This window comes from Kitasatospora sp. NPDC101235 (assembly GCF_044767505.1).
GTDB lineage: Bacteria > Actinomycetota > Actinomycetes > Streptomycetales > Streptomycetaceae > Kitasatospora.
Genome location: NZ_JBIWNZ010000004.1, coordinates 351,669 through 365,022, shown reverse-complemented (window position 1 = coordinate 365,022; position 13,354 = coordinate 351,669). Strand labels below are relative to the sequence as shown.

The following is a 13,354-nucleotide window of genomic DNA, read 5'->3' as shown; positions in this document are numbered from 1 at the left end:
CGGGCGAGCGCAGTGCGCTCTGATGATGTTCTGACTATCCGTCCGATTTGTCCTGCATAGCTCAGATTCACTCCCCGGCACCTCAGGAGCACTCCGGCGGACCCGGCGATTGACGCACCCGCCCGAGATCTGCTGCGGACATCGCGAGCCCCCGAAAGCGCTGCTGGGCGGCGCCGACGGTCCCGAGGACCTCGCCGAGATGATCGCATTCCGCTGGGGAGCTGCCGGGGTTCGAGCAGGACCGGACGTGCGCGGCGCCCGGCGGGCGCGCGGCGGCCCGGGAACGCCGGGGCGGTCAGCGGGCCGCGCGCCGGTGGTGGGCGAGGTCGGCGTGCGGGTCGTCGGCGCCCGGGGCGGTGCTGTGGTCGGTGTGCACGGTGGCGGCGGTGAGCCTGGGGACGGCGTGGATCAGGCTGTGCTCGGCTGCGACGGCGATGGCGTGGGCCTGGACGACGGTGAGCCGCGGGTCGACGACGATGTCGGCCTCGGCCCGCAGGCTGTGACCGATCCAGCGCATCCGGACGTCCCCGACGCCGCGCACGCCCTCGACGTGGCGCAGCGCGTGTTCGGCGGCGTCGATCTGGGCGGGGTCGACGGCGTCCATGAGCCGCCGGTAGACCTCGCGGGCGGCATCCTTGAGCACGAGCAGGATCGCGGCGGTGATGAACAGGCCGACGACCGGGTCGGCGGCCTGCCAGCCGAGGGCCACGCCGCCGGCGCCGAGCAGGACGGCGAGCGAGGTGAAGCCGTCGGTGCGGGCGTGCAGGCCGTCGGCGACCAGTGCCGCCGAGCCGATCCGCCGGCCGGTGACGATCCGCAGGCGGGCCACCCACTCGTTGCCGGCGAAGCCCGCGAGGGCGGCCAGGGCGACGGCCCACAGGTGGCCGATTCCGCGGGGGTTCACCAGGCGGTCGACGGCCTCGTAGGCGGTGAGCACGGAGGAGGCGGCGATGGTGAGGACGATGGCGATGCCGGCGAGGTCCTCGGCGCGCCCGTAGCCGTAGGTGTAGCGGCGGTTGGCAGGGCGTCGGCCGAGTAGGAGGGCGAGGCCGAGCGGAACGGCGGTGAGCGCGTCGGCGGCGTTGTGGATGGTGTCGCCGAGCAGGGCGACCGATCCGGACAGGACCACGATCACGGCCTGGACGGCGGTGGTGACGCCGAGGACGGCGAGGGACTGCCCCAGGGTGCGCATGCCCGCGCGGGAGGCCTCCATCGCGCTGTCGACCTTGTCCATGGCCCCGTGGCCGTGCGGGATGAAGAGGTGGGCGAGGTCGTGCCGCAACCGGGACCGGCGGGGGCCGCGTCCCTCGTGCGCGTGGTGGTGCTCGTCCACGGTGCGTTCGCCCCTTCTCGGGGTCGGCCGGTGTTCCGTCTTCCAGTGTGTGCGCGGGCCCGCACCCGCGCACCGGTGCCCGCCCGGTCAGCCGGGAACGGCGGCGCCCCGCCCCCGGCTCGCCACCGGTGCCGGCTCGGCGGGCACCCGGCGCCAGGCGCGGGCGGCCAGCACACCGGCGGCCGACGTGACGACGCCGAGCGCGGCGGAGGCCTCGGTGAGGCCCAGGGTTGCGCCGAGCCAGCCGGCCAGGGGGTAGGTGAGCAGCCAGCAGCCGTGGGAGAGGGAGAACTGGGCGGCGAAGACGGCGGGGAGGTCCTCCTCGGCCACCGAGTCGCGCAGGACGCGGCCGGTGGGGGTGAGGATCAGCGAGCCGACCGCGCCGAAGGCGGCCCAGACGGTGAGCAGGACGGGCCAGCGCCATGCGCCCGTCCCGGCGGCCGTGACCGCGGCGAGCAGGGCGAAGAGTCCGACGATGCCGAACGCCGCCGGGAGCATGACGCTCCGGTCCGGTGTCCGGTCCAGCACCCGGGGCAGCAGCAGCGCCACGGCCATCGACCCGGCCCCGTAGGCGCCGAGTGCGACCGGCACGTCCGCGGCGGGGCGACCGAGCTGGTCGCGGACGTAGACGACGGTGTTGACGATCACCATGGCACCGGCGGCGGCCGCCGCGAGGTCCAGGGCGAGCATCGCGCGCAGCCGGGGCACGGCGAGGAACAGCCGGGCGCCGCGGACGGACCTGGCGAGGACGCCGCCGTCAGCCTCCGCCCGCTCCCTCCGGATCGGTTTGGGAAGGACGGCGGAGACCACCAGGGCGGCGGAGGCGAGGAACCCGGCGGCGGTGCCCCAGAACAGCCAGTGGTAGCTGATCAGAGCCAGCAGCGCCGCCGCGAGCACCGGACTGACCAGGCTCTCGGTGTCGTAGGCGAGCCGGGACAGCGACAGGGCGCGGGTGTAGGCGCGCTCCTCGGGCAGCACCTCGGGGATCACCGACTGGAAGGCCGGGGTGAAGGCCGCCGAGGCGGACTGCAGGACGAAGATCAGGACGTATACCTGCCACACCTCGGTGACGAAGGGCAGGGTGAGGGCAACGGCGGCCCGGGTGAGGTCGGAGGCGGCCATCAGGCGTCGCCGCGGGATGCGGTGGGCCAGCGCGGTGACCACCGGGGCGATGCCGACGTACGCGAGCATCTTGATCGCCAGCGCGGTGCCGAGCACCGATCCGGCGTCCGCCCCGGCGAGGTCGTACGCGAGGAGGCCGAGCGCCACCGTGGCGAGGCCGGTGCCCACCAGAGCGACGATCTGGGCGGCGAACAGGTGCAGACAGGTGCGGTTGCGCAGCACGGACAGCATGGAGGACCCCGCTCGACTGGGCGCGGCAGGACGGCACGGCCAGGATAGGTCAACACGTGCACATGCGTGCACATGTTGACGAGAAAGCGGCTCGCACCCCGGAGGGCACGGGCCGCAGGAGTCGGGTCAGTCGTGCGGCGCGAGCCCGCCGATCTGGTGGTCGGCGACGCTCAGCGCCTCGTCGACCAGCCGGCGCAGGTGCCCGTGGCGCAGCGCGTACACCACGCGCCGGCCGTCCTTGCGGGTCGTGACCAGGCCGGCCAGCCGGAGCTTGCCGAGGTGCTGGCTGACCGACGTCCGGGGCGCTCCGGCCGCCTCGGTGAGCGTGGTCACGTCGGCCTCACCGGCGCTCAGGCGCTGGAGCAGGGCGAGCCGGGTGCGGTCCGCGAGCAGCGCCAGGATGCCGGCCGCGGCCTCCAGCCGCTCGTCGTCCCGGTGCTCCTGCGCATGGTGCGCACCTGATACCTGAAGGCTCCCGCTCATGGCGACATCGTAGGGCCCCGGGCGGTCCGGAGCGTTGTCGGGCGGGGCCGGGGCCGATGGCGTACGGGCCTCGGCAGCGGCACCGGGCACAACGGACGCGGGCCGGCTGGGTCTCCCGGCCCCGGATTGGGGCCCTCCGGCCCTGATGCGCCATCAGCGGCGGTCCCATCCTGGACTCGTCGAGGCCCGTCCCGCCGCCTCGCCCGAACGACACCACGAGTCCCCGGAGGCCCCGCATGTTCTGCTTCCAGTGCGAACAGACCGACCGCACCGGCGCCACCCCCGGCTGCGCCGGTCCGATCGGCAACTGCGGCAAGGATTCCCCCACTTCGGACCTCCAGGACGTGCTGATCCACGCGGTCAAGGGCATCTCCCAGTACGCCGCGAAGGCGCGCGCGCTCGGCGACCCGGACGACGAGGCGGCGGCCTTCGTCCTGTACGCGGTCTTCACCACGCTCACCAACGTCAACTTCAACCCCACCCGCTTCGCCGCGCTGATCCAGCTGGCCGTGGGCGTCCGCAACCGCGCCCGGGACCGGTACGAGCGGGCCGCGCGCGCCGCCGGGCAGGAGCCGGAGACGCTCACCGGGCCGGCCGCCTGGGCCCCCGCGGCGGACCCGGCCACGCTGGTGGGCCAGGCGTCCGGCGTGCGGGTGGACGCCGGGCTCGCCCTGGTGGGGCCGGAGGTGGTCGGGCTCCGCTCGCTCCACCTCTACGCGCTCAAGGGCATCTGCGCCTACGCCCACCACGCCGACGTGCTCGGCCGCCGCAGCCCCGAAGTCCTCGGTGGCGTCGAGGAGGCCTTCGCCTACCTGGCCGGCGAGCCGACCGACGCCGCCGAGCTGCTGGAGCGCGCCGTCGGTCTCGGCCGGCTGAACCTCGCGGCGATCGAACTGCTCGACGCCGCCAACACCGGCACCTACGGACCCCAGCAGCCCACCTCCGTACGCACCACCCCCGTCGCCGGAAAGGCGATCCTGGTCAGCGGCCACGACCTGCGGGACCTGGAAGCCGTACTGGTGCAGACCAGGGACCTGGGCATCAACGTCTACACCCACGGCGAGATGCTCCCCGCCCACGCCTACCCGCTGCTCAAGGCCCACCCGCACCTGGTCGGCAACTACGGCGGTGCCTGGCAGGACCAGCAGCAGGAGTTCGCGGCCTTCCCCGGCCCGATCCTGATGACCTCCAACTGCATCATCGAGCCGCACGTCAGCTACCGCCGCCGGATCTTCACCGCCGGACCGGTCGGCTGGCCCGGCGTCCGGCACCTCGCCGACCACGACTTCCGCCCGCTGATCCAGGCCGCCCAGGCCCTGCCGGGGTTCCCGGAGACCGCGGCCGAGGAGGAGGCCGTCACCGTCGGCTTCGGCCGGGACGCCGTGCTCGCGGTCGCCGACCAGGTGGTCCACGCGGTGCGGCAGGGCGCCATCCGCCACTTCTTCCTGATCGGCGGCTGCGACGGCCCCACCCCCGGACGCGACTACTACACCGACTTCGCCCTCGGCGCGCCCCGGGACAGCGTGGTGCTCACCCTCGGCTGTGCCAAGTACCGCTTCAACCGGCACGACTTCGGCGAGATCGCGGGCCTCCCCCGACTGCTGGACCTCGGCCAGTGCAACGACACCTACTCCGCCATCCGGATCGCCACCGCGCTGGCCGACGCCTTCGAGTGCGAGGTCAACGACCTGCCGCTCACCCTGGCGCTGTCCTGGACCGAGCAGAAGGCCGTCGCGGTGCTGCTCACCCTGCTCGCGCTGGGCATCCGCAACATCCACCTCGGCCCCTCGCTGCCCGGCTTCCTGACCCCCGCCCTGGTCGACGAGCTCGTGAAGCGGTTCGACCTGCGGGTGACCGGCGACCCGACGGCCGACCTGGCCGCCGCGCTCGAACAGACGGCGTCGTGAGCACGGACAACCTGGTGGACGCGGCCGGATCGCACCCGGTCGCCCTCACCACCAGCGACGGCGGCCGACTGGAGTTCGCCTGCGCCCCCGGCCGCAGCGTCCTGGAGGCCGCGGCGGAGGCCGGCGCCGCCCTGCCGGCCTCCTGCCGCCAGGGCACCTGCGGCTCCTGCCACGTCTCGGTCACCGACGGACCGTACGAACTCGGCCCGCACAGCGAGCAGGCGCTCCCACCGGGCGAGCGCGAGCGCGGCGAGGTGCTGCTCTGCCGCACCTTCCCCTGCGGGCCGCTGACGGCCGCACTGCCGTACGAGCAGTCACGCATCCTGTACGGCGGCATCCCGGTGCGCGAGGGCACCGTCACCGCGGTGGACCCGGTGACGCCGGACACCGTGCGGCTGGAGCTGCGCCTCGACGACCCGGACTGCCAGTTCGACCCGGGCCAGTTCATGGAGCTCCAAGCTCCCGGCGGCGAGCTCAAGCGCGCGTACTCCCTCGCCAACACCGGCAACTGGGAGGGCCGGCTGGAGTTCTACGTCCGGCTGCGGGAGGGCGGGCACTTCTCCTCCTACCTCGCCGGCCGGGCCCGCCCGGGCGACCGGCTCACCGTGCACGGCCCGCAGGGCGCCTTCGGCCTGCACGAGACCGGCCTGCGCCCGCGCTGGTTCGTGGCCGGCGGCACCGGCCTGGCCCCGTTGCTGGCGATGGTCCGCCGGATGGCCGAGTGGCAGGATCCGCAGCCCGCCCGGCTGTTCCTCGGCGTCAACGAGCCGAGGGACGTCTTCGGGCTGGACGAACTCGCCGCCTTGGCCGCCGAGTTGCCGGGCTTCCGGTACGAGGTCTGCGTCTGGAAGCCCGGCCCCGGCTGGTCCGGGCCGACCGGCACCCCGGCGGACCTGCTGGCCGCCGCCCTGCCCGACCTCGGCGACGCCGCACCGGACCTGTACGTCTGCGGGCCGCCGCCCATGGTCGACGCCGTTCTGCACACCGCCGCGCTGGGCGGGGTGCCGCCCGAGCAGGTGCACCGGGAACGCTTCCTGGCGACCTGACCGGCCCGGACCGCGGGCCGCCGCCGAGCACGTCGTCGGCGGCGGCCCGCGGCTACCCCGGGCTCCCGGCCGGGGCGGCGGGGGCGTTGTACTCGGCGAGGGTCTCGCGGGTGAAGCCGAAGAAGTAGGTGGCCAGGAAGCCCGCGAGGTAGCCGGTCAGCAGCCCGCCACCGTAGACGGCTGCGCTCGCGAGGAGTCCCTGCGGGCCGGCCAGGAGCGGGAAGAGGGCCCAGCCGGAGGGGCCGATGGCGGTGGAGCCCACGGCGCTGCCGAGCTGGCCGGCCACCCCGACGAAAGCACCGCCGGCGGCGCCGCCGATGCAGGCGGTGACGAAGGGGCGCCCCAGTGGCAGGGTGACGCCGTAGACCAGCGGCTCGCCGACACCGAGCAGGCCGGCCGGGAGCGCGGACCTGATGGTGGCCCGGATGGAGGCGTTGTGGCGCAGCCTCAGGTAGACGGCCACGGCGCAGCCGACCTGCCCGGCGCCGGCCATCGCGAGGATCGGCAGCAGCACGGTGGAACCCTGCTGCTGGATCAGGGTGGTGTGGATCGGGATGAGCGCCTGGTGCAGGCCGAGCGTCACCAGCGGCAGGAAGAGCCCGCCGAGTACGAGTCCGGCGAACAGGCCGCCATGGGCGAGCAGCCAGGTGGCGGCGTGACCGATGGCGGTGGAGATCTCCCCGGCGACGAACATCAGGCCGAACAGCGCGGCCAGCCCGCCGAGCAGGACGGTGACCGTGGGGGTGACCAGGACGTCCAGGGCGGCGGGCAGCAGCCGACGGGTCCAGCGCTCCAGGTGGACCGCCAGCAGGGCGGCGAGGAGCGCGCCGACCACACCGCCCTGTCCAGGGGTGAGGTGGTGGCCGAACGCCTCCACCTTGGCGACCCCCGCGTAGACGATCACACTGGCCACGGCCCCGCCGAGCACGGGTGTGCCGCCGAACTCCTTCGCCGTGTTGTAGCCGACGAAGACGGCGATCAGGGACATGAACCCGGAGGAGACCGGGCCCAGGGCGGTGACCAGGGCCGGCGCCCAGCCGAGGTTGGCGAGCGCCCCGGAGAGGCCGGCGACGATGCCGCACCCGATCAGCGCGGGGATCAGCGGGACGAAGATGTCGGCGATCCGGCGCAGTGCGAGTTTCACCGGGGTCGCGTTGCGTGCCCGGGCCTGCGCCCGGATGCGATCGCCGCGCCCGGCGAGGTCCCCGGCGGTGGGGGCGGCCTGCGGTTCGGCCCGACCGCCCGTCCCTTCCCGTCCGTCCGCCCCGTCCTCCCCCGCCGCTGCGGCCGGTGCGCCGGGGGATTCCAGGAGGCGGCGCAGCTGCGCGGTGACCCCGGCGACGGCAGCGGGCCCGAGCACGATCTGGTAGGTGTCGTCCTCGACCGTGCCCAGGACCGCCGGCAGCGCCCGGAGCGCCTCGGTGTCGACCAGGGAGCGGTCCGCCAGGCCCAGCCGCAGCCGGGTCATGCAGTGGGCGACCGAGCGGATGTTGGCGGCGCCACCGACCAGCGGGAGGATCGCCTCGGCCACGGCGTGGTTCTTCTCGTCCGACATGCCGGGGGACGTACCCGGGTGCTCCCGGGGCTCAACCGCCGTCGTGTACGGCAGTGTTGAGGCGGGCCTTCGCGCTCGCGGCACCGTCGGCACCGTCCGCCCGGTGCGGGAGCGGGTCGTCCTCGGACAGCATGGTGGTGCGTACCCGGTGCACGTACCGGTCGATCAGGTGGCGCAGCACACTGACGGTGGCGGTGACGTCCGGCTCGGGGACGCCGTCCAGCGCACTCGCGAGTCCGGCGATGTTGGCCTGTTTCAGGCGGTCGAGCAGCTCCCGCCCGTCGGCGGTGATGGCCACCTGACGGGCCCGCCGGTCCAGCGCGTCCTGGCTGCGTTCCACCAGCTGCTGGCCCTGGAGGCGGTCGATCTGCCGGGTGACGTGGGAGGGCTTGACCATCAGGCGGTCGGCCAGGTCGCTCACCCGGCTGGCCCCCGCGCCCTCGGCGAGTGCGCGCAGGAGGTAGACGTCCGAGCGGGCGGCGGTGACACCGGCCCGGGCGGTGCGGCGTTCGTGCTCCTGTGAGCGCGTCAGCAGGTAGGCCAGCGTGGCCAGTACGGCCTCCAGGCCGTCCAGCTCGCAGGCGGTGGTCCGATCGTCTTCGGCGTCTTCGTCGTCCGACATGGGGGAACTGTAGCGATCCGGTACGGACGGCGGCCGGGGTGGGTGGCCGTACCGGATTTCGGACAGATTCGACTGTCACCCGATCCGCCCCTTTTGCCGCCACGGAACGCGAGCTAGCGTGACGGTCAGTTAGTTGCTTTGGGCACGTAAATAGGCCTGGTTCAACTCCGAGAAGGGGATTCACTGATGGCCGCCGCCGAGAAGACCCCGCGCTTCACCCACCCTGCCGCCCGCGGCACCTGCCCGTTCGCCCCGCCGCCCGCCTACGGGCAGGCCCGGCAGGAGGAGCCGGTCAGCCGCGTCTCCCTGTGGGACGGCTCCACCAGCTGGCTGGTCACCCGGCACGAGGACATCAAGGCGGTCCTCTCCGACGCCCGCTTCAGCTCCGACTCCACCCGGCCCGGCTTCCCGTTCATCAGCGCGGGCGCCCGGCAGCTGAACGCCGGTCAGCCCACCTTCATCCGGATGGACGATCCGGAGCACGCCCACTTCCGCCGGATGCTCACCGGCGAGTTCATGATCAGGAAGGTCGAGGCGCTGCGCCCCGAGATCCAGCGGATCGCCGACGACCTGCTGGACCGGATGACCGTCGGACGCTCCAGCGCCGACCTGGTCCGCGAGTTCGCCCTGCCGCTGCCGTCGGTGGTCATCTGCCTGCTGCTCGGCGTCCCCTACCAGGACCACGGATTCTTCCAGGAGTGCAGCCGCGTCCTGCTGCGCCGCTCCTCCACCGCCGAGGAGGTCGACGCCGCCCAGGCCAAGCTGGTCGACTACCTGGTCGGGCTCACCGAGGCCAAGCGCATCCGCCCCGACGACGACATCCTCAGCCGCCTGGTGGCGCGCGGCGAGCTGAGCACCGAGGAGATCGGGGCGATGGGCCGGCTGCTGCTGGTGGCCGGACACGAGACCACGGCGAACATGACCGCGCTCTCCGTGCTCGCGCTGCTGCGCAACCCCGACCAGCTCGACCACCTGCGCAGGCACCCCGAGTCCGTGCCCGGCGCGGTCGAGGAACTGCTGCGCTACCTGACCATCGTGCACTCCGGCCTCACCCGGGTGGCCACCGAGGACGTCGACCTGGCCGGCGTCCGCATCCGGGCGGGCGAGGGCGTCATCTGCATGGTCAACACCGCCAACCGGGACGAGCAGGAGTTCCCGGACGGCGACGAGCTCGACCTGACCCGCGACGCGCGCCGGCACCTGGCCTTCGGTTTCGGCAGCCACCAGTGCTTGGGACAGCCGCTGGCCCGGCTGGAGCTGCAGATCGCGCTGACCAGCATCCTGCGGCGGCTGCCCGAACTGCGCCTGGCCGTACCGTTCGAGGAGATCCGCTTCCGCGGCGAGATGCTCGTCTACGGCGTCCACGAGCTGCCGATCGCCTGGTGACCCGGCTCCCCCGCGAGCCGCCACGACCGTACCCACCCGCCTGCCCTGCGCCGGAGTTCACGGCCGCCAGGGCGCGTGTTCCGAAAGGAAGACCATGCTCGTCCGGATAGACCAGGAGAAGTGCTGCGGCGCCGGGCACTGTGTGCTCGCCGCCCCCGACGTGTTCGACCAGCGCGACGAGGACGGCATCGTCGTCCTGCTCGACGCCGAACCGCCCGCCGAGCTCCACCGGGCCGTCCGGGACGCCGCCGCGGTCTGCCCGGCCGCGGCGATCCGTCTGGACCAGGTGTGACCGCACTGCGGGAGGTGGCCGTGGTCGGCGCCGGCGCGGCCGGGCTGCACGCCGCCGAGGCGCTGCGCCGGGCCGGCTACGACGGCCGCCTCACCCTGATCGGGGCCGAACCGGAGCCGCCGTACGACCGGCCGCCGCTGTCCAAGCAGTTGCTCGGCGGGCAGTGGCAGGCCGACCACCTGGCCCTGCGCGGCCCCGAGGCGCTGGACGAGCTCCGGCTCGACCTGCGCCTGGGAGTCCGGGCCGGGCGGCTGGACCGCCGGGAGCGGACCGTACACCTCTCCGACGGCCGGCGGGTGCGCAGCGAGGCCGTCATCGTGGCCACCGGCGTCCGCCCGCGCCGGCTTCCCGGCGCCGAGGCGCCGCGGCCCGGGGCGCACGTGCTGCGCACCCTCGCCGACGCCCTCGCCCTGCGCGATGAACTACGCGCGGGCGTACGGCTGTTGGTGGTCGGCGGCGGGCTGCTCGGCGCCGAGGCCGCGGCCACCGCCGTCGGGCTCGGCGCCGAGGTGACCTGGCTGACCTCCACCGCCACGCCGCTGGCCGCCGTCCTGGGCACCGAAACGGCCGCGTTGCTGGCCGGCCTGCACCGCGAACACGGGGTGCGGCTCCACCGGGGCCTGGCCACGGGGCTGCTCGAACAGCGCGGCCGGGCCGCCGGCGTCCGGCTGGCCGACGGCTCCGAACTGGCGGCCGACGCCGTGCTGATGGCCGTCGGGTCCGAGCCCGCCACCGAGTGGCTGGCCGGCAGCGGCGTCCCGCTGGACGGCGGTGTGGTCTGCGACGCCTACTGCGCCGCCGGTCCTGGTGTCTGGGCGGCCGGGGACGCCGCGGCCTGGCCCGACCCGCGCACCGGCCGGCACCGGCGCCTCGAACAGCGCACCAACGCCACCGAGCAGGCCGTGCACGCCGCCCGGAACCTGCTGGCCGGGCCGGACGGCGCCCGGCAGGCCTACCGGCCGGTCCCGTACCTGTGGACCGACCAGTACGGGCTGCGGGTGCAGGTGTTCGGCCGGCCCGGCGGCGCGGAGCGGTTCGACGTGGTCGACGGCAGCCTGGAGGAGCACCGCTTCGCCGCCGTCTGCGTCCGGGACGGCCTGGTCGCCGGTGCGGTGGGGATCGCCTCCGCCCGGGCGCTTCGCGGGCTGCGAGCCCAGGTCGCCGCGCACGGCCCGTGGCCGCCCGAGCCGGCCTGAGACCCCCTCGTACGGTTCGCCCGCCGCTGCCGCCCGCCGACCGGGCGAGGCGGTGGGCGGACCGGCGAGGTGCGCGGACCTGCCGGCCGCGCTCGTCGTCCGGCTGCCGGACCGGACCCGCCCGCTGACGGCGTGCCGCGCCCCGGGCCCCGGACGCTCGGGCTACCGCCGCCCGGGCCAGGGCATCGAGGTCTCGACCCCCGTGGTGTAGTCGACGCCGGGGACGTCCCAGCCGTACAACTGCCGGAACTGGTTGTAGAACCAGGCGGAGCCGGCCGGGTCGGCGGCCAGCGCGGCCGCCGGGTCGGCCCACAGTTCCCGCACCCGGTCCTGCACGGCGGGGTCGAGCTCCCAGCCGTCCAGGCGGATGCGGCCCCGCCCGTCCAGGGTGAGCTCCTTCGCGCCGGTCAGCTGCTCCCACAGGTCCACGGCCTGGTCGTCGGTCGTGCGCCAGCCGTCCTCGCCGAGGACGTTGCGCAGCAGCGAGGTGTAGAGGGCGATGGAGGGGATGGCGGTGGACGCCTGGGTGACGGCCGCGCCGGCGACGACGGTGAACGCCCGGCCGCGGTCGGCGAGCAGCCCGGTCTGCAGCTGCCGGGCGGTGGCCTCCAGGTGCTCCTTGGCGGCGCCGATCGTGCCCTGCCGGTAGACCGGCGCGGTGATCTCGGAGCCGACGTAGGACAGGGCCACGGTGGTGAAGCCGGGGCCGAGCAGGTCCTCGTCGGCCAGCGCCCGCACCCACAGCCGCCAGTCCTCGCCGCCCATCACCTTGACGGTCGCCGTCCGCTCGGCCTCGTCGGCCGGGGTGAGGTCGACGGTGCCGATCTGCGGGGCGCCGTCCTCGAAGAGCAGGGACGGCGAGGTGTACGGGGAGCCGAGCGGCTTGATCACCGAGTGGTGGACCTCACCGGTGGCCGGGTCGGTGCGCCGCGGTGAGGCGAGCGAGTAGACGAGGTAGTCGACCGGGCCGTAGCGCTCGGTGAGGAGCTTGAGCACCTCGGCGCGGGTGGCGTCCGCGTAGGCGTCGGCGTTGACGAAGGTGAAGTCGCCTCCGCCCTGCTCGACCAGGGCGGAGGTCGCGGCGGTGCGGTACCAGCCGGCGGTGGCGGTGCGCCGCTCCGTGGCGGCGGTCTCGTAGGCGACGCCGATGCCGCGGATGCCCTGGCGGCGCAGCCCGGCGAGCAGGAGCGCCTGGCCGTATCCGGCGCTGGCGCCGAGGACCAGCGCGACCGGGGCCCGACCGGCCGGCGCGGTGGGCTCGATGCGCCGCCACTGGCGGTCGACGGTGGCCCCGCTCCCGGCCGGGTGGGAGTTGACGATCAGGTAGCCCCGCTGCTTGGGGGTGATCTGCTGGATGCTCACGCGGTGGCGCCCTCTCCGATCCGGAGATCGTGATCAAGGTGTCGGTCGTCCGGAGCCTATCCGCGCCGTCGGGCACCGCCTCTGCCATGCCGTCACGGAAGATGCGGCCCGTACTTGTCGGAGGTCGTCATTGCGGCGGGTGTTCTGCTTCGGCTAACCGGAAGGCCGGTCACCGTGCGGACGGGTCGGCGGCACGCTCGGGGCGGTCCAGGCGCCAGACCACCGCGATCCCGCTGCCGGCCGGGGCGACCGGCGGTGCGGCCGGCTCCCGCCGGAGTTCGGTGAAGCCCAGACGGCGCGGGACGGCGGCGCTCGCGGTGTTGGCCCGGTCGTGCACGATCTCCAGGTACGCCACCTCCGGCAGGGTGAACGTCTCCTCGGCCAGCGCCGCCACCGCCCGGGTGGCGAGGCCCCGGCCGGTGGCGGCGGGGTGCAGCCAGTAGCCGACGCGGCGGCCGCCGGGCTCGGCCGCGCGGGCGGTCTGGCACATGCCGACCGGGGCGCCGTCCTCGACGATCGCGTAGTTGTACACCTCGCCGCTCGCCCACCAGGTGTCGCACCTGCCGAGCAGGGCGCGGGTGTGCTCCTCGTCGTGCCGGGCCACCCACGGCTCCCAGGGCCGCAGGTGGTCCAGCGACTCCTCGATCAGCGTGAAGGCCGCCGCGAAGTCCTCCTGCCCCCGCCAGCGTCGCAGCACGAGGTCTCCGCGCTCGATGACGTTCCTCGGTCGCACCATGACGGCCGTGCTCCATTCCCTCGGCGCCCGCCCCAGCGACCCGCGGTGGACCACCCCGCGGGTGAACTGCCCCACGCCGTCCA

At 74.6% G+C, this 13,354-nt stretch carries 12 protein-coding genes; 5 read left to right on the top strand and 7 right to left on the bottom strand.

The features are described 5' to 3' along the window. Positions 1 to 295 precede the first annotated feature (295 nt). The 3 genes from ACIRRH_RS10445 to ACIRRH_RS10435 all read right to left on the bottom strand — a co-directional run bounded on the left by ACIRRH_RS10445 (position 296) and on the right by ACIRRH_RS10435 (position 3,169). Positions 296 to 1,333 (bottom strand): cation diffusion facilitator family transporter, encoded by a 1,038-nt coding sequence (locus ACIRRH_RS10445; protein ID WP_403064615.1) that lies wholly within the window; start codon positions 1,331 to 1,333, stop codon positions 296 to 298. Positions 1,334 to 1,420: 87 nt separating this feature from the next. Further along, positions 1,421 to 2,686, bottom strand: coding sequence for an MFS transporter (locus tag ACIRRH_RS10440; RefSeq protein ID WP_403064612.1), 1,266 nt, complete (start codon positions 2,684 to 2,686; stop codon positions 1,421 to 1,423). Positions 2,687 to 2,812: 126 nt separating this feature from the next. Beyond that, positions 2,813 to 3,169 carry an ArsR/SmtB family transcription factor gene (locus tag ACIRRH_RS10435; RefSeq protein WP_403064609.1) on the bottom strand — a complete coding sequence of 119 codons (357 nt, stop codon included), beginning with the start codon at positions 3,167 to 3,169 and terminating at the stop codon, positions 2,813 to 2,815. 236 nt (positions 3,170 to 3,405) lie between these two features. Between ACIRRH_RS10435 and hcp the strand changes: the two genes are divergently transcribed. Then, positions 3,406 to 5,076 carry a hydroxylamine reductase gene (gene hcp / locus ACIRRH_RS10430; protein ID WP_403064606.1) on the top strand — a complete coding sequence of 557 codons (1,671 nt, stop codon included), beginning with the start codon at positions 3,406 to 3,408 and terminating at the stop codon, positions 5,074 to 5,076. Then, entirely contained in the window at positions 5,073 to 6,122 is a 1,050-nt protein-coding gene (locus ACIRRH_RS10425; RefSeq protein WP_403064603.1) for a 2Fe-2S iron-sulfur cluster-binding protein, read from the top strand. The genes hcp and ACIRRH_RS10425 overlap by 4 nt, the downstream gene beginning before the upstream one ends. A 52-nt stretch (positions 6,123 to 6,174) precedes the next feature. Here ACIRRH_RS10425 and ACIRRH_RS10420 read toward each other — a convergent pair whose 3' ends face one another. Together ACIRRH_RS10420 and ACIRRH_RS10415 are read right to left on the bottom strand one after the other, a co-directional pair. Next, entirely contained in the window at positions 6,175 to 7,677 is a 1,503-nt protein-coding gene (locus ACIRRH_RS10420; protein ID WP_403064600.1) for a PTS transporter subunit EIIC, read from the bottom strand. 31 nt (positions 7,678 to 7,708) lie between these two features. Continuing rightward, positions 7,709 to 8,299 (bottom strand): MarR family winged helix-turn-helix transcriptional regulator, encoded by a 591-nt coding sequence (locus ACIRRH_RS10415; RefSeq protein WP_403064597.1) that lies wholly within the window; start codon positions 8,297 to 8,299, stop codon positions 7,709 to 7,711. Between the two features lie 186 nt (positions 8,300 to 8,485). On the opposite strand from ACIRRH_RS10415, the gene ACIRRH_RS10410 reads away from it, so the two are divergent. From ACIRRH_RS10410 to ACIRRH_RS10400, 3 genes are all read left to right on the top strand, one after another. Further along, positions 8,486 to 9,685 (top strand): cytochrome P450, encoded by a 1,200-nt coding sequence (locus ACIRRH_RS10410; RefSeq protein ID WP_403064594.1) that lies wholly within the window; start codon positions 8,486 to 8,488, stop codon positions 9,683 to 9,685. A 94-nt stretch (positions 9,686 to 9,779) separates the two neighbouring features. After that, positions 9,780 to 9,977, top strand: coding sequence for a ferredoxin (locus ACIRRH_RS10405; RefSeq protein WP_403064591.1), 198 nt, complete (start codon positions 9,780 to 9,782; stop codon positions 9,975 to 9,977). Continuing rightward, positions 9,974 to 11,173: an NAD(P)/FAD-dependent oxidoreductase gene (locus ACIRRH_RS10400; protein WP_403064588.1), complete on the top strand. Its 1,200-nt coding sequence runs from the start codon at positions 9,974 to 9,976 to the stop codon at positions 11,171 to 11,173. Before ACIRRH_RS10405 ends, ACIRRH_RS10400 begins: the two co-directional genes overlap by 4 nt. A gap of 162 nt (positions 11,174 to 11,335) precedes the next feature. Here ACIRRH_RS10400 and ACIRRH_RS10395 read toward each other — a convergent pair whose 3' ends face one another. After that, on the bottom strand, positions 11,336 to 12,535 hold the full coding sequence (locus ACIRRH_RS10395; protein WP_403064585.1) for an enoyl-[acyl-carrier-protein] reductase FabV: 1,200 nt from the start codon (positions 12,533 to 12,535) through the stop codon (positions 11,336 to 11,338). Between the two features lie 169 nt (positions 12,536 to 12,704). After that, positions 12,705 to 13,271, bottom strand: a complete 567-nt coding sequence (locus ACIRRH_RS10390) for a GNAT family N-acetyltransferase (RefSeq protein WP_403064582.1) — start codon at positions 13,269 to 13,271, stop codon at positions 12,705 to 12,707. Between the last annotated feature and the right edge of the window lie 83 nt (positions 13,272 to 13,354).

What these genes read in the sequence shown, in the direction of transcription:
- ACIRRH_RS10415 (WP_403064597.1), bottom strand. Translation starts at nt 8,299, where the DNA reads ATGTCGGACGACGAAGACGCCGAAGACGATCGGACCACCGCCTGCGAG.
- ACIRRH_RS10390 (WP_403064582.1), bottom strand. Translation starts at nt 13,271, where the DNA reads ATGGTGCGACCGAGGAACGTCATCGAGCGCGGAGACCTCGTGCTGCGA.
- ACIRRH_RS10440 (WP_403064612.1), bottom strand. Translation starts at nt 2,686, where the DNA reads ATGCTGTCCGTGCTGCGCAACCGCACCTGTCTGCACCTGTTCGCCGCC.
- ACIRRH_RS10435 (WP_403064609.1), bottom strand. Translation starts at nt 3,169, where the DNA reads ATGAGCGGGAGCCTTCAGGTATCAGGTGCGCACCATGCGCAGGAGCAC.
- ACIRRH_RS10420 (WP_403064600.1), bottom strand. Translation starts at nt 7,677, where the DNA reads ATGTCGGACGAGAAGAACCACGCCGTGGCCGAGGCGATCCTCCCGCTG.
- hcp (WP_403064606.1), top strand. Translation starts at nt 3,406, where the DNA reads ATGTTCTGCTTCCAGTGCGAACAGACCGACCGCACCGGCGCCACCCCC.
- ACIRRH_RS10410 (WP_403064594.1), top strand. Translation starts at nt 8,486, where the DNA reads ATGGCCGCCGCCGAGAAGACCCCGCGCTTCACCCACCCTGCCGCCCGC.
- ACIRRH_RS10405 (WP_403064591.1), top strand. Translation starts at nt 9,780, where the DNA reads ATGCTCGTCCGGATAGACCAGGAGAAGTGCTGCGGCGCCGGGCACTGT.